The organism is Micavibrio sp. TMED2, from assembly GCA_002168225.1.
GTDB lineage: Bacteria > Pseudomonadota > Alphaproteobacteria > TMED2 > TMED2 > TMED2.
In genome coordinates this window covers 16,098-40,683 of record NHBH01000005.1, presented here as the reverse complement: position 1 = coordinate 40,683, position 24,586 = coordinate 16,098, and the positions used below count along the sequence as shown (strand labels likewise).

Annotated in this window: 22 protein-coding genes; 17 read left to right on the top strand and 5 right to left on the bottom strand. The window is 58.3% G+C overall.

Translation table 11 applies throughout. The features are described 5' to 3' along the window. The first annotated feature begins 417 nt into the window (after nt 1–417). Nucleotides 418–897 (top strand): hypothetical protein, encoded by a 480-nt coding sequence (locus CBB62_10510; protein ID OUT40212.1) that lies wholly within the window; start codon nt 418–420, stop codon nt 895–897. A gap of 308 nt (nt 898–1,205) precedes the next feature. Here the strand turns inward: CBB62_10510 and CBB62_10505 are convergent, their stop codons facing one another. Continuing rightward, nucleotides 1,206–2,090 carry a hypothetical protein gene (locus CBB62_10505; GenBank protein ID OUT40211.1) on the bottom strand — a complete coding sequence of 295 codons (885 nt, stop codon included), beginning with the start codon at nt 2,088–2,090 and terminating at the stop codon, nt 1,206–1,208. A 312-nt stretch (nt 2,091–2,402) separates the two neighbouring features. On the opposite strand from CBB62_10505, the gene CBB62_10500 reads away from it, so the two are divergent. The 3 genes from CBB62_10500 (at nt 2,403) to CBB62_10490 (ending at nt 5,455) form a co-directional block, all read left to right on the top strand. Further along, nucleotides 2,403–3,182 (top strand): dehydrogenase, encoded by a 780-nt coding sequence (locus CBB62_10500; GenBank protein OUT40280.1) that lies wholly within the window; start codon nt 2,403–2,405, stop codon nt 3,180–3,182. Continuing rightward, nucleotides 3,179–4,216: a hypothetical protein gene (locus CBB62_10495; GenBank protein OUT40210.1), complete on the top strand. Its 1,038-nt coding sequence runs from the start codon at nt 3,179–3,181 to the stop codon at nt 4,214–4,216. The genes CBB62_10500 and CBB62_10495 overlap by 4 nt, the downstream gene beginning before the upstream one ends. A 198-nt stretch (nt 4,217–4,414) precedes the next feature. Beyond that, entirely contained in the window at nt 4,415–5,455 is a 1,041-nt protein-coding gene (locus CBB62_10490; protein ID OUT40209.1) for a hypothetical protein, read from the top strand. Nucleotides 5,456–6,730: 1,275 nt separating this feature from the next. Here CBB62_10490 and CBB62_10485 read toward each other — a convergent pair. Beyond that, nucleotides 6,731–7,858 (bottom strand): hypothetical protein, encoded by a 1,128-nt coding sequence (locus tag CBB62_10485; protein OUT40208.1) that lies wholly within the window; start codon nt 7,856–7,858, stop codon nt 6,731–6,733. A 251-nt stretch (nt 7,859–8,109) separates the two neighbouring features. Between CBB62_10485 and CBB62_10480 the strand changes: the two genes are divergently transcribed. The 4 genes from CBB62_10480 (at nt 8,110) to CBB62_10465 (ending at nt 10,743) form a co-directional block, all read left to right on the top strand. Continuing rightward, nucleotides 8,110–8,808, top strand: coding sequence for a thiol:disulfide oxidoreductase (locus tag CBB62_10480; GenBank protein OUT40207.1), 699 nt, complete (start codon nt 8,110–8,112; stop codon nt 8,806–8,808). A gap of 144 nt (nt 8,809–8,952) precedes the next feature. Next, nucleotides 8,953–9,486 carry a hypothetical protein gene (locus CBB62_10475; GenBank protein ID OUT40206.1) on the top strand — a complete coding sequence of 178 codons (534 nt, stop codon included), beginning with the start codon at nt 8,953–8,955 and terminating at the stop codon, nt 9,484–9,486. A gap of 148 nt (nt 9,487–9,634) precedes the next feature. Beyond that, nucleotides 9,635–10,147 (top strand): xanthine phosphoribosyltransferase, encoded by a 513-nt coding sequence (locus CBB62_10470; GenBank protein OUT40205.1) that lies wholly within the window; start codon nt 9,635–9,637, stop codon nt 10,145–10,147. 113 nt (nt 10,148–10,260) lie between these two features. Beyond that, nucleotides 10,261–10,743, top strand: coding sequence for a hypothetical protein (locus CBB62_10465; GenBank protein OUT40204.1), 483 nt, complete (start codon nt 10,261–10,263; stop codon nt 10,741–10,743). A gap of 12 nt (nt 10,744–10,755) precedes the next feature. Here the strand turns inward: CBB62_10465 and CBB62_10460 are convergent, their stop codons facing one another. Beyond that, complete coding sequence (locus tag CBB62_10460; GenBank protein ID OUT40203.1) at nt 10,756–11,844, bottom strand: hypothetical protein; 1,089 nt, start codon at nt 11,842–11,844, stop codon at nt 10,756–10,758. Nucleotides 11,845–11,974: 130 nt separating this feature from the next. Further along, on the bottom strand, nt 11,975–13,045 hold the full coding sequence (locus CBB62_10455; protein ID OUT40202.1) for a hypothetical protein: 1,071 nt from the start codon (nt 13,043–13,045) through the stop codon (nt 11,975–11,977). A 286-nt stretch (nt 13,046–13,331) separates the two neighbouring features. Between CBB62_10455 and CBB62_10450 the strand changes: the two genes are divergently transcribed. The 9 genes from CBB62_10450 (at nt 13,332) to CBB62_10410 (ending at nt 21,729) form a co-directional block, all read left to right on the top strand. After that, nucleotides 13,332–13,544 (top strand): 50S ribosomal protein L35, encoded by a 213-nt coding sequence (locus CBB62_10450; protein ID OUT40279.1) that lies wholly within the window; start codon nt 13,332–13,334, stop codon nt 13,542–13,544. Nucleotides 13,545–13,564: 20 nt separating this feature from the next. Next, complete coding sequence (locus CBB62_10445; GenBank protein ID OUT40201.1) at nt 13,565–13,930, top strand: 50S ribosomal protein L20; 366 nt, start codon at nt 13,565–13,567, stop codon at nt 13,928–13,930. Between the two features lie 156 nt (nt 13,931–14,086). Beyond that, on the top strand, nt 14,087–15,178 hold the full coding sequence (locus CBB62_10440) for a phenylalanine--tRNA ligase subunit alpha (GenBank protein OUT40278.1): 1,092 nt from the start codon (nt 14,087–14,089) through the stop codon (nt 15,176–15,178). 14 nt (nt 15,179–15,192) lie between these two features. Next, nucleotides 15,193–17,586 carry a phenylalanine--tRNA ligase subunit beta gene (locus tag CBB62_10435; protein OUT40200.1) on the top strand — a complete coding sequence of 798 codons (2,394 nt, stop codon included), beginning with the start codon at nt 15,193–15,195 and terminating at the stop codon, nt 17,584–17,586. Nucleotides 17,587–17,636: 50 nt separating this feature from the next. Then, on the top strand, nt 17,637–18,926 hold the full coding sequence (locus CBB62_10430) for a hypothetical protein (GenBank protein OUT40199.1): 1,290 nt from the start codon (nt 17,637–17,639) through the stop codon (nt 18,924–18,926). Between the two features lie 9 nt (nt 18,927–18,935). Further along, the gene (locus CBB62_10425) at nt 18,936–19,259 is read left to right on the top strand and encodes a hypothetical protein (protein ID OUT40198.1); all 324 of its coding nucleotides are present in this window, start codon (nt 18,936–18,938) and stop codon (nt 19,257–19,259) included. Nucleotides 19,260–19,371: 112 nt separating this feature from the next. Next, the gene (locus tag CBB62_10420) at nt 19,372–19,692 is read left to right on the top strand and encodes a hypothetical protein (GenBank protein OUT40197.1); all 321 of its coding nucleotides are present in this window, start codon (nt 19,372–19,374) and stop codon (nt 19,690–19,692) included. A 16-nt stretch (nt 19,693–19,708) separates the two neighbouring features. Then, the gene (locus CBB62_10415; protein OUT40196.1) at nt 19,709–20,854 is read left to right on the top strand and encodes a hypothetical protein; all 1,146 of its coding nucleotides are present in this window, start codon (nt 19,709–19,711) and stop codon (nt 20,852–20,854) included. A gap of 32 nt (nt 20,855–20,886) precedes the next feature. After that, nucleotides 20,887–21,729, top strand: coding sequence for a short-chain dehydrogenase (locus CBB62_10410; protein OUT40195.1), 843 nt, complete (start codon nt 20,887–20,889; stop codon nt 21,727–21,729). 38 nt (nt 21,730–21,767) lie between these two features. On the opposite strand, the gene CBB62_10405 is transcribed toward CBB62_10410, so the two are convergent. Beyond that, on the bottom strand, nt 21,768–24,584 hold the full coding sequence (locus CBB62_10405; GenBank protein OUT40194.1) for a DNA polymerase I: 2,817 nt from the start codon (nt 24,582–24,584) through the stop codon (nt 21,768–21,770). Between the last annotated feature and the right edge of the window lie 2 nt (nt 24,585–24,586).

The window sequence follows — 24,586 nt, the reverse complement described above, 5'->3', positions numbered from 1 at the left end:
CAACACGGGGAGAGGCGCGGCATCGAACTTCGATAAAATCGGCGATGCCGAGCGAAGCGAGCGGGACACTAGCCAAAGCAGCTGCGCTTGGCAAGCCACTATCTGAAAGATTTTTTGTGGCCCCGGTTCTGCCCGGCAACCAGGGCTGTCGGCCCGCCGCTGGCGGCATAAGCCCTTGCTAATCAAGCATGTGGGGAAAAGCCCGGTTTTCAGCCAAAAGCGTCTCAAAAATAGATAAAATATCCAATAAAAAGAATTAGTTGAACAGGTCCAAATCCAACTTATTCTCATTCTTAACACCGCAACAAGAGGGCAGTTTTGATCCCCGTCTGCGGTCAAACGGTCCGCATGATCGCAACAGACGGCCAGCGGGCCAGACAACGACAGTAACGGGGCTTACAGAAGAAAGAAGAGGCGATGATGGTCCGTACAGTTGTTTACACACCAAACTACGAGAATCTGGCTCTGGCCAAATCCGTTGTAGATCGAACCAGCGCACTGGAAGTGCGCCACAGCAGCGATGTGAATGAGCTGGAGGCAGCAATGCGTCAGCATGATTGTCATGCGCTGATGATTTTCCTGCCCCGACGGCTGGCAGAGTTGGGTGAGGCACTTGTACGTCTGGCGCCCTATATCATGCGCTGGCATATCGCCATCAGCGTGGTTGGCAATGCCCCGACCATTGAGCAGGCCAAACGCATGAAAAACGCCGCGATTTCGGATTATGCGATCCTGCCCATGGGTTCGGATCAACTGGCTGAACGCCTTGACCGTGCTGTTCAGCTCAAACGGGCCGAGGCAAACTCCCGCTTTGTGGTTGAGGCGAACAGTAGCTGGAAGCCGGCAATGGCGCGTTCCGTATCCATGCCTTCTGCATTGGTGGCAGCGACGGCCTGAGGCTGAAAAGCAGCCCACTGGAACGTAGCAGATGCGGGAGGCCGAATTAAAAAGGGCCTCCCCGACGTCTCCGTCAAGAAGGCCCAGATTTGGACGACAGGCTCTCCCCTTCCTCTCGTCCGGCGTGCTGCAACCGTCGCCGTATCGCAGCACACACAACTCTAATTTTGCTGGGGTCAGAGGCAATAAACGGGGCGGAAAGCCTCATGACCGAACTGGAAATTTCTTGACGTTAAGGTCACATTTTTCGATGAAAGCGCCAATAGAAAAATCCAAATTAATTTAGTTATTCCACATACTTAAAGGCATCACGGCCCTGGGCGGCGGAAGCCGATGCCATGATCATTCCGGTACGGGGAATTGTGATCGGTGCGGTCGGCAACTGGTTGCTCGTGCAAGTCTTTAGCAAATGCCGCGACATCGGCCAGATGAGCCAGCAGCGAGTGGTTCTTCACCGGATCGGTCATGTCATAAACAATGGCAATTTCTTCCGGCTGACCGTTCATGTTCGAGAACACCTTGATAGACAGCGCGTCGGTGGCAACCGGGCTCGGTGGCATGCCACGGGTCGGGTCCATGACGATGGCGCCCGGTGGCAAAGACATGCCTTCCGGCAGCTCGCCGCCATTGGCCTCGACCGCTTCGCGTACTTCCTCGACGGTCATCGGCTTGCTGCGGGGCTTGGGCCCCTTCTTCTCAACACCACCTTCGGAAGGCTCTCCGTCAGCAGACATGGAGACCGCGCCTGCGCCATTGTGGACCAGAATTGGTGTGTCAGGGCCGGGGATCATAGGTTGCTTCGGTTGCAACGGGTGTGCAGGACCATCATCGTCATCTGGCCCGTCCATCATGTTTTGTTGTGCGGCCATACGTTGCCGCATTGCGCCCTGCATCTGCTGCTGGCGCTCCATCACATCGGTCGGGTACAGCATGACCGGACGAATACGGTCGATATGCAACTCGACCAGCGTCTTGTCGTCCTTGTCCTTCATGGCGGCGCGCTGCGCACCTTCCTTGGGTGACAGGCGCTCGAACTTGACCGGGTAGCCCTTGGTGCCGAGATCATTCACAAAGCTGCCGATTTGCTCGAACATCTGATCGACCATCTGACGATGGGCGCGGTACTGCTCAAGCCGTGCGGCGCTGATGTGAACCAGAGGGTTCTCTTCTGAACTGGCGGGTGTGGGCGACATAGTACAAACCTGAAAAACGGGGAGTTGGGATAAGCTCGCTACCCTCGCGCCGCATGTTCTCAACACATTGCAGCCACTCAGATATCGAATGGCTAGGGTGCAAATGGTCAATGAAAGCGACAATCATTTTGTTTCAAAAATATGACTAAAAACGACATAGTTGCGTTTGCTATCTATCAAACGCGATCAATCGCGCATTTCCATCCATCCCCACCGTAAAAAGACCCTCGAAGCGGGCGTCGATCCCTGCTAGTGGCTACAGCCAGATAGATTTTTCAATCCGCGTCATGCAAGGGAGGGCCACTGGCAATGCTGTCACTCAACGGAAAAACGGCACTGGTTACCGGTGCGGCACAGGGGATCGGGCTCGCCTGCGCCGAGGAACTGGCGCGTCACGGGGCCGATGTGGCCATGGTCGATATTGCCGGGGACAGGCTGGCCGAGGTCGCCACCCGGCTGGCGGGTGAAACCGGGCGCCGTATCGAGCCGATCACAGCGGATATTGCCGATGCCAATGCCTGTCATGTTGCCTTCGCCAGTGCGGTCGATGCGCTCGGCGGCGTCGATATTCTGATCAATAACGCTGCCATCCTCGCCAGTGGCGACATCTTTGATCTGGCACTCAGCGATTTCGACAAGGTCATGGGCGTCAATCTCCGCCCGGTCTTTGTGCTCAGTCAGGTCGCGATCCGGCATATGCGCGATACCGACCGCAAGGGGGCGATCATCAACATGTCCTCGGTCAATGCCGTGCTGGCGATCCCGAACCAGCTTGCCTATGTCACCGCCAAGGGTGCGGTTTCCCAGTTGACCAATGCCATGGCCCTGGCCGGTGCGCCCCATGGTATCCGGGTCAACGCTATCGGTCCCGGCTCAATCGCCACTGATATGCTGAAGCAGGTGATGACCGATGACAGTGCCCGCAAGACGATCCTGTCACGCACCCCGATGGGCCGGGCCGGTGAGCCGGCGGAGATTGGGCGACTGGCAGTATTTCTCGCCTCAGATTACGCCAGCTATATCACCGGCCAGACGGTCTATGCCGATGGTGGTCGCCTGCCGTTGAACTACACGGTGCCCGTGGCGGAATGACCGGAACCAGCGCCCCGGATCAGGGTGGCAAGCGCCATCGGATTGCCACGCTCTATGCGCCGGAATCCGGCACCGAACAGGGTGAAGACCTGATCCTGCAGGGCAATAACGATATTCGCCATCTGATCGACCCGCGTCATTTCACCAGCGACAGTATCATCCTGCGGGCAAGCCGTCTCGACCATATCCGCGCCATTGGCCTCAACAGCTTCGATCTGGTGATCAATGCGGTATCGGATGTGGATTTGAACCCGGAAGGCCTTGAGCTTGCGGCAACAATCTGTGGCGAGCTGGATGTGCCGGTGCTGAACCTACCGGGTGCCGTCATGGACACGGCGCGCGACCGGATTGCAGAAAAGCTCACCGGCATCGACGGGCTGCATATCCCCAAGACGCTGCGCCTGCAGGGATCGGCGATCACGGCAGCCAGCCATTATCTGGGCGGCATGGGCTGGCCGGTACTGGTGCGCAAGGCGGGCAATCACGGTGCTATTGATCTGGTCCGCTATGACGATGCTGCCGCCCTCGCCACGGTGCTGGAACGGGCGGATTACGACGCGGATGACTTCTACTACATGACCGAGTTTGTCGATTTCAGCGAGCCATCGGGCATCTACTGGAAAACCCGGATTGTGGTTATCGATGGCGAGCCGGTCATCCGCCACCACATCCCGTCACCGGAATGGATCGTCAATATGTCCCGGCGCAAGCTGCTGGTGGAAAAGCGCCCGGACCTGATGGAGCGCGAGGCCCGTGTGGTCAATGATCCACTGACATTTCTCGGCGAGGCGGGACTGCGGACAATCCGGGCAATCCACCGGGCGATCGGGCTGGATTACTTCGGCATCGACTGTACGGTTCTCGGCGACGGGCGGCTGATGGTATTCGAGGCCAATGCCTCGATGAACATGCTGCCGCTGCCGGAGAAACCGCCTGACTATTCGGTAAATGCCCTGCGCCGGATTACCAGCCGGATTACCCGCATGCTGCAGGCGCGGATTGCCGGGCACGCAGCGCGAATCGGTTTGACATAGCCCGCCTGAAACCGCGCAGCACGAAAGGCCAAACGGCTGGGCTCTGGCAATGGGGCAACGATTTGGCACAAAGCCGGGCCTGTGTGGCGGCCAGACGGCCCAGAGGCGACTGCAGAGTTGATTTCACCCGCGGACAGGCAGTCATATTGACGGTCATGTTGCTACTTCATTGGGGAAATCCTGCCCGTGACTGCTGTGATGGCCAAGCCTGTGACTGATGACACGTCTATCTCTGTCAATACCGATGCGGACAAGCGGGCCTCGGCACGCGCTGCCTTTGCCGCGCAACATCTGCCCGATGGTGCAGAACTGATTGCCCTGCCAGCCGATGCGTCGTTCCGCAGCTATTACCGGGTGCGTGGCGCGGATATGCCGATGCTGCTGATGGATGCGCCGCCGGGGCCGGAAGACCTTCCCGCCTATCTACGGATTGACAGCTACCTGCTCGAGAACGGGCTCGCGGCACCGAAGGTCATGGCAAGTGACATCGAGAACGGCTTTGCCCTGATTGAGGATTTCGGCGACCGGACCTATACCCGCCTGCTGGCAAGCGGTGCCGATGAAACCGCCCTCTATGCGCTCGCCGTCGATGTGCTGGCTGCCCTGCATCACTGCCCGATCCCGGCAGGGGACAGCGGCATTGCCGATTACAATCTGGACCGTCTGCTGGCCGAGGCCGCGCTGTTCCCTGACTGGTACTGGGAACATGTCACAGGTACGCCGCCGAGTGCCGACCAGCGCGCACGGTTCATGGCCATGATGGCAGAGATTATGGGTGATGTGGCCGGGCGCCGCGAGTGCCTCGTCCTGCGCGACTATCATGTCGACAACCTGATGCTGCGCCCGGATCAGCCGGAGGGCGATACCACCAGTTGCGGGCTGCTCGATTTTCAGGACGGGCTGATCGGTGCCCGTGCCTACGACCTCATGTCATTGTTCGAGGATGCACGGCGCGATGTGCCGCCAGAGCTGGCCGAAGCTATGCGCGCGCGTTACCTCAAGCAATGCCCGCCGGATGATCCGGAACGGTTCGAGCAGGATTACCGCGCACTCGCCATTGGCCGCCACGCCAAGATTCTGGGCATTTTTGTCCGGCTCAACAAACGTGACGGCAAGCCGAAATACCTGCAGCACCTGCCTCGTATCGCGGGCCAGATCGGTCGCCATCTGGAGCATCCCTCCATGGCCGACCTGAAAGCATTCCTCGACACGGAATGCCCAGGCTGGCGGACGCCATAAATCAGCACGGATTGAGTATTAGGGCCACCAGGCTCTGTGGCCAAAGCCAATCGGCAAAATCCCGCCACGCTCGCCTCAGTCAAACTCTGGACACCATTTGTCCACGGAACCTAAATCAGCACTATTCGACATCGCACACCTCATTCATCCCAAACCGATCCTCGGGCACAGGCAATCCCCGACGTACACGCTCTGCGTCCAGTATATTTACCCCATCAAAGCACCCCACTCGACCGATACCCGTAGAAAAAAAGTAATAGAAAACCTCATTTTCCAACCAAAATGAAAAATTTCTGAGTAAATTACTTTTTACTTCGTCAAAAGTAGCATTTGCTGAATTTACTTTATAAAAATACAGCCCCCTTCTGGTTCTTATACTATCATCTATATTATAGACCAAAATTCCACGTATTGTCGGTATAATAACCATTGATGAGATTGCATATTTTGCCAAATTGCCTTCCTTGACACATGATACCTTTATCCGTAGCAAATGATCGCGCATTCCGGATACATAGTATCCTATTGGAACAACGTCTGCGCCAAACAAGTATATTTTATAATAAGAAGATAATCTTTTCTCTGACTTCAAATTATTAAAAACATCAACTATTTCTCTCTTAAAAAAATTTTCCATCATTCCGTTTTTTATGCTTTTATCTAAAGCATTTTTTTCTCTTAAAACTTTGTTGCTAAACCTTCTTTCGGCCATATTATGGCTTGAATTTCGTATGGGTTCACAAGTATTTAAATCAAACATTCCTGGACCATAAAATTGGACTATAATTCTGGTGGGAACTATATCTTCCAATTTTCCATTGATACCTTTCTCTTCCCAAATGCATTCGCAAGGATCGAGAAAGCTGTAGTCATCAATTTGTGGATAGGTTCCCTTGTCAAAATCATTGGATAGCGCGCCGCCTGTAAAACAAAAGGAGCATAAAAAAAATGCAAGCAGGCAACTTTTCTTATTGATTAAGAAAGGCATAAATAGACTCTCATATTATATAAAATCCAAAGCAATCCCTCTGGTTGAGGCATTGCCACCAGAGGCCTGACAACATCTCCAACGCCTGTTACCCAAAACGCTAAGCCAATATTGTTGCCATGTAAAATGACTTTTCCGCGTACTTGTTATGACCCAATAAGCGACCTGACGAAACACCTTAAGGCGGCTTAGCATCTGTTCGATGACGTTGCATTGACGGTAAAGCCTTGAGCTGGCGGACGCCAAAACCGGCTGCGTGAATTAGCGCTGAAATTGTGTGGCTTGGCCTAGAACGCCACCTTGCCGCGGTATTCCTCATAGCGCGGGCGGACGCCGTCCTCGTGGGAGGCGCGCATGAACTTGATGAACTTCTTGAAGCCGGGGCAATCCTCGTCGGCTTCCGGGTTCCAATATTTGAAGATCACGCCACAGCCGGAGCGACAGACGCGATATTCGTCACAGGTCCGGCATTCCTTTTTCGGCTTGGCCGCTTCGAGCACATGGGCGCGGAAACCGGGTGAGGCAGCAACCTCGGCGACCGAGCTCTGCACCACATTGCCGAGCCATTCGGGATCGAGACCGCCGCCAGCCTCAAGGCAGGTTGCGGTCTGACCGTTCCAGTCGATATCCATCGACCCGGCAATGATCGGGCAGACGATATCGTCGAGCGGCTCCCCGGAATTGATGCCCGAGAGCATGCTCTCCACCGGATTGACGAACAGGTCCGGGTCGTCATCTCGTCGCTCGAAATACCAGTTCGCGGCCTCGATAAGGAAGTTCGAGGTCTCGACAAATTCCGGGAACATCTCGTCACGGTTCACCAGCCCGTCACCGGACGGAATGAAGAAGCCGAAATGGATCTGCTTGATACCCTGATTGTAGTGATAGTCGAGCAGGGTGCGGGCACCGTAATTGATCACATGCTTGGTCATCGCGGTGGTGACGCCGACATCAATGCCGTTGTCGCGGAGCAGCGCCAGATTATCGCGCCACATCTGCTCCAGCTTGGGTTTCGGGAACCGGGTTTCCGGCTCATAGGAGGTGTTGACCCGATCGAAGTGATTGGCGATCGGCAGGATATCCCGGGACAGCAGGTTCGAGACCATGATGATCTCAAAGCTGAACGGCTTGTCCATCCGAGCGGCAGCCTCTTCAAGGGCCGCGCGACCAACCGGGATATTTTCCTCGAAAAACGGCAGGCCGAGAATGGTCGGCTCACCGCCGATCACATGGATTTCGGCATGGTCATAGCCGATCTGGGCCATGTGTTCGGCAATGCCGGTGAAAATCTTGCGGAAGTTGTCGGTCGACATCTTGCCCGACGCCTTCTTCACGTCGGAGTGTATATAGCAGTGAGTACACCGCAGGTTGCAGTCGCGTGTGATGTTTACCTGATAGAGAAACGTCTTGCGCATTCGGCCCCGGTTATCCCCTCACTGTCTTCTGGCGCAACCGCCGCGGGTTTGTATTCATGGCCAGCCATCAAAACATTATTGGCCAGCCTGCACAAATCCCCGACATACTGTTGAATATGGTACCGAATTTGTCCCCTTAGCGCGACCGAAATCCGTATTCGCGGTTGCGTCCGGCGGAAAAGCGCACATCTTATGCAGTGACACGCCGTTCGGCGTTTTTATCTTCCCACCCATTTCCGGGGGCACCTCACATGATCGATCTTTATTACTGGACCACGCCAAACGGTCACAAAATCACGATGTTTCTCGAGGAAGCCGATCTCGATTATCGGCTGCACGGCGTCAATATCGGCAAGGGCGAGCAGTTTGAGCCGGAGTTTCTGAAAATCTCCCCGAACAACCGTATCCCTGCCATCGTCGATAATGATCCGATCGGCGGCGGTGAGCCGATCTCGATTTTCGAGAGTGGCGCCATCCTGCTCTATCTCGCCGAGAAGACCGGCAAGTTCATCCCCGAAGACCCGCGCGGTCGGTATGACTGTCTGCAATGGCTGATGTGGCAGATGGGTGGCCTCGGTCCGATGCTGGGCCAAAACCATCACTTCGGCACCTATGCGCCGGAGAAAATCCCCTATGCCATCGACCGTTATGTCGGCGAGACCGCGCGCCTCTACAAGGTGTTGAACAAGCAGTTGGCCGAGCGCGACTATATCGCTGGCACCTACTCGATTGCCGATATGGCCTGCTATCCGTGGATCGTGCCCCATGAGCGTCAGCAGATGGACCTCAACGACTTCCCCCACGTAAAAGGCTGGTTCGAGGCCATTCAGGCGCGCCCGGGCACCATTGCCGCCTATGAGAAGGGCAAGGAGATCAATTCGGCCCCGACCGTTTCCGAAGACGCCAAGAAGGTGCTGTTCGGCCAGAACGCTTCAACCGTCAAGGACTGATGGCCTGCCTGAAGATCAATGATGAACAACTGGTTCGGGCGCCTGTCACGGTGCCCGAATTTTTTAACAATCGTGTACTAGGGCTTTATTAACCAGCGATTGGGTATAACATAGTTAACTGACAACATTGGGAAGGATGTTGCTATGACTTGTACCCCACTACCCACGACGACCGCATCAACGGGCGTGAAGTGCCGGAGCGCAGTCGCCCTGTTTGTTGCACTTGGCTTTACCGCCGCCCCGGTGGCCATGCCCACCGATGCCCATGCCGCACGCGAGGCCCATATAGAGGCCGAGCAAAAGGCTGCATCTGTCGCCCATCACGATCTGGTGGCAATACAGCAGGTGATCCGCGAGCAGATGGCGGCATTCTCCGCCGATGATGCCCAGGCCGCCTTCAAATACGCCACGCCGATGGTTCAGAAGCGGTTCGGCAATGCCGACAAGTTCTTCGCCATGGTCAAAACCGGCTATGCGCCGCTCTACCGGGCACGGATGGTGAGCTTCCATCTGGCCAAGCCGGACCGGGGCAATGAGGACGCGATCATACAGAGCGTCATCATTCAGGGGCCGACCGGCCTGCTCGTGAATGCGCTGTATCGGATGGTGCGCATGGATGGCGGCGAATGGCGTATTGCGGGATGCGTCCTGCGCCAATCGGAAGAAATGGCCCTGTAGGCCGGATCGACACCGTCGAGACTGAATGCCCGCCGCAATACAGCTTGCGTGCGGGCTTTCAATTTCTAGCTTGCAGCACGGATCGTCTCCGCTATAAGCAGCGACACGATATTCTTTTCCGTTCCGCCGCCCTGCGAAGGTTGATCCCATGTCTGAAGAAGATGAACTTCCACAGCCCGAGAAGAGCTTTCCCGTGTCATGGGAAGAGCTGCACCGCAATGCCAAGGCGCTCGCCTGGCGTCTGATCGACGGTATTGACGGCCAGCCCTGGAAGGGCATTGTCGCGGTTACCCGTGGTGGCCTCGTGCCGGCAGCCATCGTTGCCCGTGAACTCGATATCCGCCTGATCGAAACCGCCTGCATCTCCTCCTATAGCGGTACCCAGAGCGGTCAGGCCAATATCCTGAAGCCGGTCGCGGTTTCCGATGGCGGGGCCGGCTGGCTGATCGTCGATGATCTGGTCGATACCGGCAAGACGGCAAAAATCCTGCGCGAGATGCTGCCAAAAGCCCATTTCGCTACCATCTACGCCAAGCCACTGGGCCGTCCGCTCGTTGACACCTTTGTCACCGAGGTCAGTCAGGACACCTGGATCTTCTTCCCATGGGATGTCGACCTCCAGTTTGCCCGCCCGATCGCCAGCATGCGCAGCGGCGGCTGATCACACCGGCTGATTGCTGCGTGACATTTCCACCAGCGCTTGCCGGCCTGACGAAGCGGAGCGGTTGATTGTGATTGAAAACTGACCCTGCCCCTGTCAGGGTCAGTATCACTATGCAACGCACAAGTTTTTCCCATATTGACTGTCCCATCGCCCAATGTCTTGAGGCGGTTGGTGACTGGTGGTCCATGATGATTATCCGCGACGCCATGCTCGGTGTTCAGCGGTTCGAGGATTTTCAGGATCGCCTCGGCATTGCCCGCAACATCCTCTCACAGCGCCTGAAAAAGCTGGTGGCCGAGGGCATCTTGCGCCGCCGGGAATATCAGCAGCGCCCGCGCCGGGTGGAATATGTCCTGACAGCCAAGGGCCGTGACCTGTTTCCACTGATTGCCACCATGGTCGAATGGGGCCGCAAATGGGGCAAGGACGGCCTTGGCAGCACCCAACAACTGGCCTTCCCGGATACCGGTGACCTCGCCAGCGCACGGGTAGTGGATGAGACGGCGGGCCGGGCCATCGATCTGTCGACTGTAGTGCTGTTCGATACGGTTAAAGGCAGGCCGATCCGCCCAACCACGCGGCGCAATAACTGAGTTGGCTCAAATTTAGGGGGCAGGCTTCGCGGCTGGTTTGGGCGCGCAATTATCATCGGAATCAACTGGCCGTCCGAAGGTCATCTCGCTGTAGGTAATCGTAACCCGCAAATCGCGCCATTTGCCGATTTTCTCAGCATTGATAGTGACCATGCCTTCGGTGGAGACTTCAGACAGATCGGTATTCAATCCGCTCTGCAGGATTTCATCCATCAGCGATGGCTGGATAACCGGTGGTGGGCCAAGCGCGGCAACGGCGGCGGCCGTCACGTCATAGCCGATACGATCCTTGAACTCATCCTCGACCCGTGTGCCCATTTCCATCCGGGCAAGCTGGTGGGCGTGGAGCACCTTCTCACGATCACCGCTGGCGATCATGGCTTCGCGTGCCTCGATGGCCATTTCCGTCATGTCGTTCAGATACTCATCCGGCCGACCGGCATCTTCCAGCCGCAGGGCGGTCATGGCGACATATTCGAGACCGGTCTTGCCGATCAGGCCCTTTGGGCGGTGCCGTTTGGCATAATCATTGTTCGGGGTACCGTAGGAGCAGGCGATCAGGTTCGCCTTCTGCTTCATGTCCAGCGATTGGCCGATATAGTACTTGCTCTCCGGATTGGCGAGGAAGGTCAGGGCCGGCACCTTGACGCCGTCACCGATCTCCGCCTGCACAATCTGGCGGCGATAAAGGCATTGCATGCATTCAGGGGTTTCCTGTGCATGTACCTCGTTGAGCATCAGCGCGGCGGTCTCTTCCGGTGCAAAATAGACGATGCCCGGCAGGCGGCTGCCCTTGTGTGGCTCCAGCCCGAGGGTCAGACCCGGGGACTTCTCCGTACCGCGATAATAGATGTCATTGAGCGAGAAATCTCGCCGGAAGCCATGGATGGCCGAGGCGTGACGCTCAGTCTGTCCCGGTGGCGGGTTGGCGCAGATCGAGCCATAGGCAAATATAAAAATGCCACGCTCCCCGGTCACGGGATGCGTGGTCATCAGGGCATCGAGGGGTGGCTTGGTACCGCCCGGCCATGTGCGACCGACAACCGGCGCGTTTGGCGCGTCGTCGTCAAAGTCATCATGGTTGGCGGCTGGTTCAGCCATGCTTTTGCCTATCCGGTTATGGCATACGCTCTATGCATTAAAAGCATAGATAGCGGATAAGAAAGCCCGAAATGTGCAGTGCACAAAAATGCATTTTTTTCCGGGGAAAGCCTGATTTCTCGGCATTGACCTACATGCCCGGACGGCGAATTTGACGCTGCTCATTCACCTTTGGCACCGCAGGATCGGTAATGGACGGGTCTGGGGTGGCATCCAGCCCGGCACCTGCGGCCCGTTTCCGGCGCCAGTCATTCAGCTTGTCAGCCGGAACGACAACCGCGTTTTTGCCCAGCCCGCTGGCTGTCAGTGTGTTGTTAGATGGCATGATCTGCGGCAGCCCCATATCGGCGACAGCCGCCGCGGCAATCTTGCTGCCGATCCGGTCGCTGAACGCGGCCTCAACCTTGGTGCCGACCTCCATGCGAGATAGTTGCTCGGCCTTCATCCGCTCGACCTTGTCATCGCTGTGGATCATCGCCTCGCGCTTCTGCACCGCCAGTTCGGTCAGCTCAGAGAGATAGGCATCGGCATTGCCGGATTCCTCCAGCCGCAATGAGGTCATGGCGAGATATTCCAGATCGGTCTTGCCAATGGTCATGCCGCTGCGGTTGCGCTTGGCATAGTCATTGTTCGGAATGCCGTAGGAGCGGGCGATCTTGGCGGCCTTTTCATCCATGCTCATGCTGTCGCCGACATAGAGCTTGCTGTCAGGATTGGCGACAAAAGCAAGGGCTGGCACCTTGTGGCCACCCTCGATGCCGGTTTCCACCACCCGGCGCTGATAGATATCTTCCATACCGCGCGGGGTTTCCTGTTTCAGCACCTCGGTCAGCATTTCCTGAGCACTCGCCTCGGGCGCGAAATAGACCGCACCCGGCACCTTGCCGCCCTCATGTGGGTCGAGGCCGAGGGTCAGACCCGGCTCGGCCTTGGTGCCGCGATAGAAAATGTCCTGCACCGCGAAGTCGCGGCGGAAGCCGGTGATATGGGTATCATGGCGCTCGGTCTGGCCCGGTGGGGCATTGGCCACCAGTGAGCCATAGCCGAAAATGAAGATACCGCGCTCGCCGGTCTTCGGATGGGTAGTCATCAGTTCCGCAAGCGGCGGGCTGGAGCCACCGGGCCAAGTCTGGCCGATTACCGGCTCGGACGGTGAAGATGCGTGATCGTCAGTGTTTTTACCCTTGGCAGGATCGGCCATGTTGTTCCCTCAACCCCCATTGAACGAAATCGATAAGGTTTAAACTATCTGATACACAAGAAAGTGATAACAGCCATGCACAAACCGCATTCGTCATTTGGGCGGATTGCTTTCCATACTGGGCTTGATTGCTGGAAATGCTTGCTCTATAAGCACGCGGTCTGAATAACCCGTTTGGGTGTTCGGATAATCAGTTATGAGCGTCATGGCGATTGGCGACGATCCACCGGATCGATTGCCAGGGCATGCCTCGCCGCTCTGAAGTTTAGCCTTAATGGAGAACAAAATGCCCAAAATGAAAACGCGAAGCAGCACCAAAGGCCGCTTCAAGCTTACCGCCAGTGGTAAGGTGAAAGGCCGCAACGCCTTCCGCAGCCACATGATGGAAAACAAATCACAGAAAATGAAGCGCCAGTCTCGTGGTGCTAAAATCCTTGCTGATGGTGATGCACGCGCAGTGACGCGGCACATGATGCCATACGGCAAGAAGTTCAGTTAAGCCAGGGAAGGGATAAAGACATGGCACGTGTAAAACGCGGTGTGACCACCCACGCCCGGCATCGTAAAATTATCAAAGCTGCAAAAGGTGCGCGGGGTCGTCAAAAAAACACCTTCCGCGCGGCTAACCAGCGGGTTGAGAAAAACGGTCAGTACGCATACCGCGACCGCCGCCAGAAGAAGCGTCAGTTCCGCGCTCTCTGGATCCAGCGTATCAACGCCGGCGCTCGCCTCAACGGCATGACCTATTCTGCCCTGATGAACGGCCTCAACAAGGCTGGCATCGAGCTTGACCGCAAGGTTCTGTCTGACATCGCTATCCACGATGCTGCAGGCTTTACTGCCCTGGTCGAGCAAGCGAAGGCAGCTCTCGACCAGGCAGCATAAGCCGGTCCAGCCGAGCAACGGTATCTGCGGCGCATTCGGGTAACACCCGCGCCGCAATATCGATGATAGAACAACAAGGTCTCGGCTACCGCCGGGGCCTTTTTGTTTATTGACGCGAATTTCCACGACACCAACCGATTGAACGAGATGACATCGATGCTCGACCAGGCAGCGCAACTGAAAGATCAGTTGCTGGAGAAGATCGAAACCGCCGCCGATATGTCCACCCTTGAGGATGTGCGCGTGACCGCCCTTGGCAAGAAGGGGCAACTCACCGAACTGATGAAGGGGCTGGGCAAGCTCGACCCGGAGGAGCGCAAATCCACCGGACAGGCGCTCAATCAGGTGAAGCAGGCAATCGCCGAAGCGCTCGAGCAGCGTCAGGAAAGCCTCAAGGCATCCGAGATGGAAGCCAAGCTGGCGGCCGAAAAGATTGATATGAGCCTGCCGGTGCGTCCTGAGCGTGAGGGCCGTATCCATCCGATCAGCCAGACGATTGAGGAATGCATTGCGATCTTTGCCGAGATGGGCTTCGTCGTCGGTGAAGGCCCGGATATCGAGAATGACTGGCTGAACTTCGGTGCGCTCAATATTCCGCCCGAGCACCCGGCACGGCAGATGCACGACACCTTCTATATGCCGAAGGCCGAGGGCGGTGAGGACGATGGTATGGAGCGCGTGCTGCGCACCCACACCTCACCGGTGCAGATCCGCTCCATGACCTCAATGCAGCCGCCGATCCGTGTGATCGCGCCGGGCCGCACCTATCGCTCGGATTACGACATCACCCATACCCCGATGTTCCATCAGATCGAGGGCATCGTGATCGACAAGGCCACCAATTTTGGTCACCTGAAAGGCTGTCTGGAAGAATTCTGCCGGACCTTCTTCGAGATTGATGACCTGCCGCTGCGCTTCCGCCCGAGCTACTTCCCGTTCACCGAGCCATCGGCAGAGGTTGATATCGGCTGCCGTCGTGGCGGTGGCAAGCTGGAGCTTGGCCCCTATGGCGACTGGCTGGAAATCCTCGGTTCCGGCATGGTGCACCCGAAAGTGATCGCGAATTGCGGCCTCGACCCGAATGAGTATCAGGGCTTTGCCTTCGGTATGGGGATCGAGCGTATCGCCATGCTGAAATACGGCATCCCCGACCTGCGCACCTTCTTCGAGAGTGATCTGCGCTGGCTCAAGCATTACGGCTTTGTACCGCTGGCCCGCCCCAATGTTGCCTTCGGCCTGAGCGGATAAAGGATACTGACCCGATGAAATTCCCCCTTTCCTGGCTCCGTGAATATCTCGACACCACGGCCTCTATCGAGGAACTGTCTGTGGCCCTGACCTCGCTCGGTCTTGAGGTCGACGGCATTGATAACCCGGCGGACAAGCTGCGTGGTTTCCGTATCGCCCAGATCGAGGATGCCAGCCAGCACCCCGATGCCGACAAGCTGCAAGTCTGCCGCGTCAATACCGGCGATGAAGTCATTCAGGTGGTCTGTGGCGCACCCAATGCCCGCACCGGTCTCAAGGGCGTGTTCGCGCCGAGCGGCACCCATGTGCCCGGCATCGACCTGACCCTGAAAGCCACCAAAATTCGCGGTGTCGAGAGCAACGGCATGATGTGCTCCGAGCGTGAGCTGGAGCTGTCTGACGAGCATAACGGCATCATCGACCTGCCAGAGGATGCACCGATCGGTACCCCTTATGTGGAATATGCCGGTCTGGATGATGCGGTGTTCGAGATCGGCCTGACCCCGAACCGTGGCGACTGTGCCGGCATCTACGGCATTGCCCGTGATCTGGCAGCCAAGGGCATCGGCACCCTGAAGCCACTGCCCGGCGAGCCGGTTGCCGGCAAGTTCGACAACCCGGTCAGCATCACCATCCGACCTGAGGCACAGGCAGGCTGCCCGGCCTTTGCCGGTCGTCTGATCCGTGGCGTCAAGAACGGCCCGTCGCCCGAATGGCTGCAAAAGCGGTTGAAGGCAATCGGCCTGCGCCCGATTTCCGTGCTGGTCGATATCACCAACTTCTTCACCCACGGCATGGCCCGTCCGCTGCACGTTTTTGATGCGGGCAAGCTCAGCGGTGGCATTCAGGTCGGCATGACCGATGGCAGCGAGAAATTCGATGCCCTGAATGACAAGTCCTACGAAGTACCTGCCGGTCTGGTCGGTATCTTTGACGACAGCGGCTTCCTCGGCCTCGGCGGTATTGTTGGCGGCGTGTCCTCCAGCGTTGATGACGAGACAACCGATGTGCTACTGGAATGCGCCCTGTTCGATCCGATCAAGATCGCCGAAGCCGGTCGCGCGCTGCAGATCGACAGCGATGCCCGCTATCGTTTCGAGCGCGGTGTCGATCCGGCCAGCATGGCAATCGGTATCGAACTCGCAACCTCGATGATCCTCGAGCTGTGCGGTGGTGAGCCGAGCAATGTGATGATTGCCGGTCAGGTGCCGGTGGTAGATCGTGAGATTGCCTATCGTCCCGAGCGGACCGAAAGCCTCGGCGGCCTGTTTGTCGAGCTTGACGAGCAACGCCAGATCCTCGAGCGCCTCGGTTTCGCCGTTGATGGTTCCGGTCCGGTATGGGGTGTGAAAGCCCCAAGCTGGCGCCCCGACATTGAGGGCGAAGCGGATATCGTTGAGGAAGTCCTGCGTGTTCATGGCTATGAGCGCGTTCCCGCCGTACCGATGCTACGTGAAAAGGTGGTGGCTGATGTTGCTGTCGGCCTTGAACGCCAACGCTCAGGGCTGGTGCGTCGCGCACTGGCATCCCGTGGTCTTGACGAGGCGGTGACCTGGTCCTTCCTCGCACCCGCCCGTGCCGATCTGTTTGGCGGTGTCGGTCCTGACCTGCACATCGTCAACCCGATCTCTACCGACCTTGCGGTGATGCGCCCGAGCCTGCTGCCGAACCTGATGGAGGCGGCAGGCCGTAACGCAGACCGCGGCATGGCCGATATCGCCCTGTTCGAGGTCGGCCCGGCCTATCAGAGCGCCGATGAGAAAGGCCAGCGTCTGGTTGCTGCCGGTGTTCGCCTCGGTCAGGCCCGTCCACGCAACTGGGCCGATCCGGCCCGGCCCGTTGATGCCTTCGATGCCAAGGCGGATGTGCTGGCGGCCCTTGCCGCAGCCGGTCTGCCAACCGACAACCCTCAGATGAGCACCGATGCCAGTGGCTGGTATCACCCCGGTCGCTCCGGTGTGTTCCGTCTCGGCAAGAACGTGCTCGCCGAGTTCGGTGAGGTGCATCCGAGCGTGCGTGAAGCCTTTGATATCGATCAGCCGCTGGTTGCCTTCGAGGTCTATATCGATGCCGTACCGGTGCCGAAGAAAAAGACCGGTCCGGCGCGCCCGACGCTCAATCGCTCGCAGTTCCAGCCGGTATCCCGCGACTTCGCCTTTGTGGTCGAGGACAGCGTCAGCGCCGACAAGGTGCTGCGCGCAGCCATGTCAGCGGACAAGAAGCTGATCGCCGGTACCGAACTGTTTGACGTCTATGCCGGTAAAGGTGTCGCAGAGGGGCACAAATCCCTCGCTATCAGCGTTACCCTGCAACCGGTTGAGGCAACCCTGACGGATGCCGAGATCGAAACGGTCGCGAAAGCGGTTGTCGCCAGTGTTGAAAAACAGACCGGCGGCAAACTGCGCTAAATTATTACGGAACAGCATGTTATGCTGACCCTTCAACGGTCGTTGGCAGCTTGCGGATCACCATGACGGATGATGATACTGATCGTCTGATGAACAGCCTGTTACAGATGGGCTATCATCAGAAATCAGACAAGGCAGCAGATAAAAAGCCGCTCAAGGAAGGGGCTGATCTGCCATTGCTGAAGCGCAAGGTGCCGAAAGACGACCTTGAGGATCGTGATCCGCTCAAGAAACCCGTCCGCGCGACCGCCATGCCAATCGCCCGTGATGGCAAGGGCAAGCCAACTGCCAAAAAACAGCTGTCCCGTGATGCTCTCAAAGACAAACCGAACAGCCTGCGTCCACGCAAGGCCAGTCAGGTCATTCCACCGTCAGAACGGATGACCGAGCGGCGCTCCCGCCTGATCCGGGAGCTTGAGGCCGGGCGCGAGGCAGCCTTTGATGGCCAGTCGGATCGTGGTCTCGGTGACGCCAACGATCTGGAGAAAGCGGACCTTCTGAGCCGCATCGTGCGCGACCGCAAGGCCGAGCCGGAAGCATCGAAACCCGTTGCGGCGGAAAAACCCGCTGCCAAAGCCGCTCCTCAGGAAAGCCTGCGCGATCTTGCGGCCACCAAGACACCAGCCGAGGAATACCGCCGCCGCCGCAAGCTGCTGGCCCATGACCTGCAAATCGGCCCGGATGGGCTGGACACAAAATTCGCCCGCTACGACCGACGCAAACAGGCGGTATTCTTTGCCGAAATGCTGGCGGCACGGCAATTCGACACCTTCTCCAGCGACCGCATCTGGCGTGCTGCACGGATGGAGAGCCGGGTTACCTTTCTGAATGCCATTCTGCACATCCATTCCAAGGTGCATGGCTTTACCGCCTCGAAGCTCGATGACCGCTTCTATGAGGACATCAGCAATATGCCAAGCTCCTCGGCCAATTTCACCGGCATCACCAGCTTTGACCGGGAGCGCGGCATCATCCTGCTCTATCCGCCGTTCTGGAATAATGCCGTGAAGTTTCAGGACATGGTGCGGGAATGTATCGAGCAGAATACCCGCTATCATGTGCGCCAGATGGCCCAGCTGATCAGCAACCGGATTATGAAGCCCGATGACCCGCGCTTCGGTCAGGCGAGCCTGTTCAATATCCAGATCGATACCTTCGACGACATGGTCAATGCCCTCAGCATGGAGGCACGTATCGCCGGTGAGCGGATCGAGACCAAACAGTTCGTGCCGGCGGAGGAGATGGGCTTCGATGTCTATGCCAAGCAATCAGCGCAATCGGTTTATGACCAGCTGGTCGATCTGATCGATGAACCCGACAGCGGTGATACCGGACGATAGACAGCAGACATGGCCGACCCGATCCCGATGACCCAGCGCCTGCGCATTGCCATCCACCGTGATGATGGCACGATGCAGGTGCTCGGCACCCTGAAACTGGCGCGGGGCTACAAGCTCAGCATTGATCAGGCCGAGGGCGGTTCCGACATGGTGCTGCAACGGTTATGCGACAAGTATAACGGGCTGGACCGGCTGCATCGCGATACCCCGGCCCCGGACGGCAACCCGCTGGAAAGCTGGTCACAGATCATCGGCCGTCAGGATGCGGGCTTTGCCGATGCGCTGATCGAGAAGATCACCGAGGATTTCGGCCTTGAGGTCAACCGGGTCTGATCCGCCGGAAACAACGCCACTCCACGCAGGTTGCTTGACGGTCACCACGCAATCACCCATGCTTAACCCCATGAATGAACGGGGATTATTAAGGCCACCTATTTTCTGGGATGTGCAGCGGGTAACCGCCTCCGGTGAGGCTGTTGCGCTCGGTCGCCTGTGCCTTGATACGGACCATGTGCTGCGGATCGTCTCCACAGGCGGTGATGCGACCGACCATCCCCTGCAACCGGTGGTGAATGCCATCAACCGGCAGGACGAACTCGACGAAAAGATCATCGACCCCGACCGTCCACACACCAGTCTGGCGCTGATGACCCCGCGCGGCCATGACGACTTTCCGCGACTGGTTGAGCAGCATCTGGCTGCTGCCATGCTGCGTCTGACACGGCTTGATGCCGAGCTGATCGAGACGGAGGTGCTCGATGGCTAGGGCACGGGCGCAGGATATGGGTGAATGGCGCGCGGCCAATACCGGCCGTACGCAGACCACCAGCGCTGGTCCCGACCAGATTGACGATATTCGCGATATCGGAAAACTCGCCACCGCCTTCGAGGCGCGGATGCTGGTTGGTCGGCGCGGCCCCCTGCCGAATATGGACAACACCATCAGTGCCCTGACCGATCCCGGCAACAGCACTGATCAGAAACGGCAACTGGCGGAAATGGTCGTCGGCGGGATGAGCATGCGGGAACTGTCCGATCTGGGCAGTCATCAGCAGCAACCGCTGGTCGAGGCGCTGAAGGATGCGCCATTCGATTATGGCGGTCCCCGCGACACGCTGCTGCGTGCCATCGCCAATGATGCACCAGCACTTGAAGCAGAAACGGGCAAGCTGCGGGAATATCTGCAGGTTGTGCGCGATGACCCGGCAATCGCCGATGCCCGCCAGAACTGGGAAGGACTGTCAGGCGATCAACGCTGGGAGGTTTTCGAGCAGATTGCCAGCCATCACGCCCGGATTTTCGACTATCCGCGCCCACAGATGCAGCCCTATGAGAAACCGCGTGAACCCTATGATGCCACCCGGTTTATCTATGAATTCGGTGAATACCAAAGTCCGGCCATGGGTGGCCCGCCGGCAGGGGCCTTGCGGTTCAACAAGGACGCCCATCATCTGGAGAAATTCGAACGTTCCTTCAAGCACCTGACCCATGAGCTGACCCATGCCCGTGATGTGGCCATGGATATGAAACTGCAGTCCGGGGAGATAAAACCGGACAGCCATACCGGTCGTCAGATTGGCCGGATGCAGGCCGATTTTGCCAATGGTCGCGCGAGCCGGAGCCAACGGCTGATGGCCGGGCGTATCCCCTATGAATATCAGGCGACGGAACAGCATGCGGTGGTGATGGCCGAGGCGGCCCATAACGGCCTCGTCGATCCGAAACATGATGTGGCGGTAACCCTGCGCAGCATCACCAGCCGTGCCGACGATCCGGCATCTCCCGGTGTGCCGATCATCAAGAAATTGCCTGATGGCGTTAGTCGACCACGCGGACATCTGTCCGTGACTGTCGACAGTATCAAAAACTGGCGTGACGGGCGCAAACCTGCTCCGTCCCTACCGTCACCAGGTTTTGCCCCGGGTTGATACAGCCCCACACAGATCGAAAGCACTATCCTATGTCTCATCCAGCCATCCAGCCCGGCTACGTGGCTGTTATTACCGGTGCCGCCAGCGGTATCGGCCTTGCCGCCGCGCACCGGTTCGGTGCGGCGGGCATGAAGGTCGTGCTCGCCGACCTGCCCGGTGCAGCGCTGGGCGAAGCGGCGGGCCAGCTGATAGCTGACGGGATCGATGCCACGGCTCAGGCGACGGATGTCTCCGACCGCGCGCAGATCATGCGTCTGAAACAGGCGGCAGATGCTCTCGGTCGGGTTGCCGTGCTGATGTGCAATGCCGGACGCGAAGGCAGTGGTGGACTCGCCGCCGGGCCGGAGCGCTGGCAGCAAACCCTCGATACCAATCTCTGGGGCGCCATCCATTGCCTGCAGGTGTTCCTGCCCGACATGATCGCCGCCGATCATCCGGGTGCGGTTATCTGCACCGGCTCGAAACAGGGCATCACCCTGCCGCCGGGCAATACCGCCTATAATGTCAGCAAGGCAGCGCTCAAGGCACTGACGGAATCCGTCGCCCATGATCTGGTGCAGGAGACCGGCAAGCGGATTACGGCGCATTTGCTGATCCCCGGCTTTACCTATACCGGCCTGACCCGCGCCCGCGGCGTGACGGAGAAGCCCGAGGGTGCCTGGACGCCGGAACAGGTGGCGGATTTCATGCTCAAGGGCATGGCAGCGGGCGATTTCTATATTCTCTGCCCGGATAACGAGGTGGACCGGGAAACCGATCTCAAGCGCATGCGCTGGAATATCGGGGATATTCTGGAGAACCGCCCGGCCCTGTCGCGCTGGCATCCCGATTACGCCGATGCCTTCAAACGCTACATGGAACAGGATGACTGAACAGCTGACTGGGGACCGTTGATCGGCCTCAGTGCGCTTTAGTGCGCTGACGCCCAGCTTTCGGCCTGATTGGCTTCGACCTCGAGCGGGACATCGAGCGTCGCTGATTTCGACATGATCTTGCGGATCAAGGCCAGCGCCTGTTCGGCCTCATCCACCGGTGCCTCGAAGATCAGTTCGTCATGGACCTGCAGCAGCATCCGGGTTTTCAGACCAGCCTCGGCAAGTGCTCCGGGCAGGCGCATCATCGCCCGCTTGATGATATCGGCGGCGGTACCCTGCAGCGGTGCGTTGATCGCCTGACGCTCGGCAAAAGCGCGGCTCGCCGGGTTCTTGTCCTGAATGCCGGGGACATAGCAGCGCCGCCCGAACAGGGTCTCAACATAGCCATGCTCGCGGGCATATTCCTTGGTGTCTTCCATGAACTCAGTGAGTTCGGAGAACCGGCCCAGATAGGCGTCGATATAGGCCTTGGCCTCGCCCATCGGTACCTGAATCTGTTTCGCCAGACCGAAGGCGCTGATGCCATAGATGATGCCGAAATTGATCGCCTTGGCGCGGCGGCGCAGTTCCGGGGTCATCTCATCGAGTGGTACGTCGAAAACCTGTGATGCAGTTGCCGCGTGAATGTCGATGCCATTGCGAAACGCATCTTTCAGTGCCTCGATGCCCGCCATATGGGCGGCAAGGCGCAACTCGATCTGGGAATAGTCAGCCGCGATCAGCACATGGCCCTTGGGCGCGACAAAGGCCGTGCGGATCTTGCGGCCTTCCTCGGTACGGATCGGAATGTTCTGCAGGTTCGGATCGGATGAGGACAGGCGGCCGGTATTGGTCGCCGCCATGGAGAACGAGGTATGCACCCGGCCATCGACAATGTCGTCCTGCAACGCGTCGGTATAGGTGCTCTTCAGCTTCGACAGCGAGCGCCATTCCAGCAGCTTGGCCACCACCTCATGCTGATCGGCCAGCGGCTCCAGCACATCGACGGCGGTTGACCAGACACCGGTTTTGCTCTTCTTGCCACCGGGCAGGCCGAGATTGTCGAACAGCACTTCACCCAGCTGTTTCGGTGATCCGAGGTTGAATTCGGTACCCGCGAGCTTGTGCACCTCGCCCTCAAGCACCTGCAGGCGCTTGGCGAAATCCTCGCTCATGCTGCGCAGGATGCCCGCATCAACAGCGATACCGGCCAGTTCCATGGCACCGATCACCGGCACCAGTGGCCGCTCGATCCGCTCATAGACATAGGCCATCCTGTCCGCCGCCAGACGCGGTTTCAGGATGCGGTGCAGGCGCAGGGTTGCTTCGGCATCCTCGGCGGCATAGCCGGTAGCGGTCGGGATATCGACCTGATCGAAGGTGATCTGTTTCTTGCCCTTGCCGACCACGCTCTCGAATTTCACCATCTCATGATCGAGATAGAGCAGCGCGAGGTTGTCGAGGGCATGGCTGTGTTGGCTACCGTCGAGCACATAGGACAGCAGCATGGTGTCATCGACCGGGGCCACGTCGACGCCCTGCCGTTTCAGCAACTGCCAGTCATATTTGAAATTATGCCCGATCTTAAGGACCGCCGGGTCTTCAAGCACCGGTTTCAGCGCGGCAATGACGTCGGCCATGGGCAGTTGCCGGATATCGTCGCCATCCTTCTGCTCAAGCAGGTCCTGCACCTGTTCATGCTGCAGCGGGATATAGGCACCGCCGGTGGGCTTGGCCGCCAGACAGATACCGACCAGCTTGGCGGTCGGGGCATGCAGGCTGTTGGTTTCGGTATCAATCGCGAGGAAGCCGCTGTCATAGGCATCGGCGATAATCGCCTCCAGCGCTGCCATCTCGCTGATCGTGGCGAAGCTGCACTCGCTGATCGGCGGCAGCTTTTCCGTTTTTGCAGTCGCAGCCGATCCGACGGGCTGTGCCGTGCTCTGTGCTGGCGCTTCCTCAACCGGTGGCAGATCATCGACACTGCCATCGGTCAGCCGCTCAACCACCCGTGTGGTCAGGGTCTTGAAGTTCTGTTCACGCAGAAAACCGCCCAGTTGTTCAGCCGTCGGCTTATGGGCAATCAGACTGTCGAGCGGTTGCGGTACCGGGGTGTCCTTATCGAGGGTCACCAGCTTCATCGAGACACGCGCCTGTTCGGCAAACTCGATCAGGTTCTCACGCCGCTTGTTCTGTTTGATCTCGCCAGCCCGCTCCAGCAGGGTTTCGAGATCGCCATATTCCTGGATCAGCAGGGCAGCGGTCTTGATGCCAATGCCCGGCACGCCCGGAATGTTGTCGGTACTGTCACCGGCCAGTGCCTGTACATCAACCACACGTTCAGGCTCAACGCCGAACTTCTCGAACACCTCTTCCGGGCCTGAGCGCTTGTTCTTCATGGTGTCGAACAGGCTGACCCGGTCATCGACCAGCTGCATCAGGTCCTTGTCGGAGGAGACGATAATCACTTCCTGATCCCGCTCACGCGCCTGTCTGGTATAGGCGGCGATCAGGTCGTCAGCCTCGTAGCCCTCAAGCTCGATCGACGGCAGAGCAAATGCCCGCACGGCATCGCGGATCAGGCCGAATTGCGGGCGCAGGTCTTCCGGCGGTGCCTCGCGGTTCGCCTTGTACTCGGGATAGATTTCGTTGCGGAAGGTGTTGGATTTGGCGTCAAAGATAACGCCGATATTATGCGCGTCGAAATCGGTCAGCAGCTTCAGCAGCATGTTGCAGAAGCCATAGACCGCGTTCACCTGCGTGCCATCGGCACGGTTCATCGACGGCAGGGCGTGATAGGCACGGAAGATAAAGCCCGATCCATCGACGAGATAGAGCGGTTTGGATGGATCGTATTTGGCCGGATCGGTCATGC

What these genes read in the sequence shown, in the direction of transcription:
- CBB62_10465 (OUT40204.1), top strand. Translation starts at nt 10,261, where the DNA reads ATGCAACGCACAAGTTTTTCCCATATTGACTGTCCCATCGCCCAATGT.
- CBB62_10470 (OUT40205.1), top strand. Translation starts at nt 9,635, where the DNA reads ATGTCTGAAGAAGATGAACTTCCACAGCCCGAGAAGAGCTTTCCCGTG.
- CBB62_10510 (OUT40212.1), top strand. Translation starts at nt 418, where the DNA reads ATGATGGTCCGTACAGTTGTTTACACACCAAACTACGAGAATCTGGCT.
- CBB62_10505 (OUT40211.1), bottom strand. Translation starts at nt 2,090, where the DNA reads ATGTCGCCCACACCCGCCAGTTCAGAAGAGAACCCTCTGGTTCACATC.
- CBB62_10485 (OUT40208.1), bottom strand. Translation starts at nt 7,858, where the DNA reads ATGCGCAAGACGTTTCTCTATCAGGTAAACATCACACGCGACTGCAAC.
- CBB62_10435 (OUT40200.1), top strand. Translation starts at nt 15,193, where the DNA reads ATGAAATTCCCCCTTTCCTGGCTCCGTGAATATCTCGACACCACGGCC.
- CBB62_10445 (OUT40201.1), top strand. Translation starts at nt 13,565, where the DNA reads ATGGCACGTGTAAAACGCGGTGTGACCACCCACGCCCGGCATCGTAAA.
- CBB62_10450 (OUT40279.1), top strand. Translation starts at nt 13,332, where the DNA reads ATGCCCAAAATGAAAACGCGAAGCAGCACCAAAGGCCGCTTCAAGCTT.
- CBB62_10415 (OUT40196.1), top strand. Translation starts at nt 19,709, where the DNA reads ATGGGTGAATGGCGCGCGGCCAATACCGGCCGTACGCAGACCACCAGC.
- CBB62_10425 (OUT40198.1), top strand. Translation starts at nt 18,936, where the DNA reads ATGGCCGACCCGATCCCGATGACCCAGCGCCTGCGCATTGCCATCCAC.
- CBB62_10440 (OUT40278.1), top strand. Translation starts at nt 14,087, where the DNA reads ATGCTCGACCAGGCAGCGCAACTGAAAGATCAGTTGCTGGAGAAGATC.
- CBB62_10490 (OUT40209.1), top strand. Translation starts at nt 4,415, where the DNA reads ATGGCCAAGCCTGTGACTGATGACACGTCTATCTCTGTCAATACCGAT.
- CBB62_10455 (OUT40202.1), bottom strand. Translation starts at nt 13,045, where the DNA reads ATGGCCGATCCTGCCAAGGGTAAAAACACTGACGATCACGCATCTTCA.
- CBB62_10405 (OUT40194.1), bottom strand. Translation starts at nt 24,584, where the DNA reads ATGACCGATCCGGCCAAATACGATCCATCCAAACCGCTCTATCTCGTC.
- CBB62_10495 (OUT40210.1), top strand. Translation starts at nt 3,179, where the DNA reads ATGACCGGAACCAGCGCCCCGGATCAGGGTGGCAAGCGCCATCGGATT.
- CBB62_10410 (OUT40195.1), top strand. Translation starts at nt 20,887, where the DNA reads ATGTCTCATCCAGCCATCCAGCCCGGCTACGTGGCTGTTATTACCGGT.
- CBB62_10475 (OUT40206.1), top strand. Translation starts at nt 8,953, where the DNA reads ATGACTTGTACCCCACTACCCACGACGACCGCATCAACGGGCGTGAAG.
- CBB62_10480 (OUT40207.1), top strand. Translation starts at nt 8,110, where the DNA reads ATGATCGATCTTTATTACTGGACCACGCCAAACGGTCACAAAATCACG.
- CBB62_10460 (OUT40203.1), bottom strand. Translation starts at nt 11,844, where the DNA reads ATGGCTGAACCAGCCGCCAACCATGATGACTTTGACGACGACGCGCCA.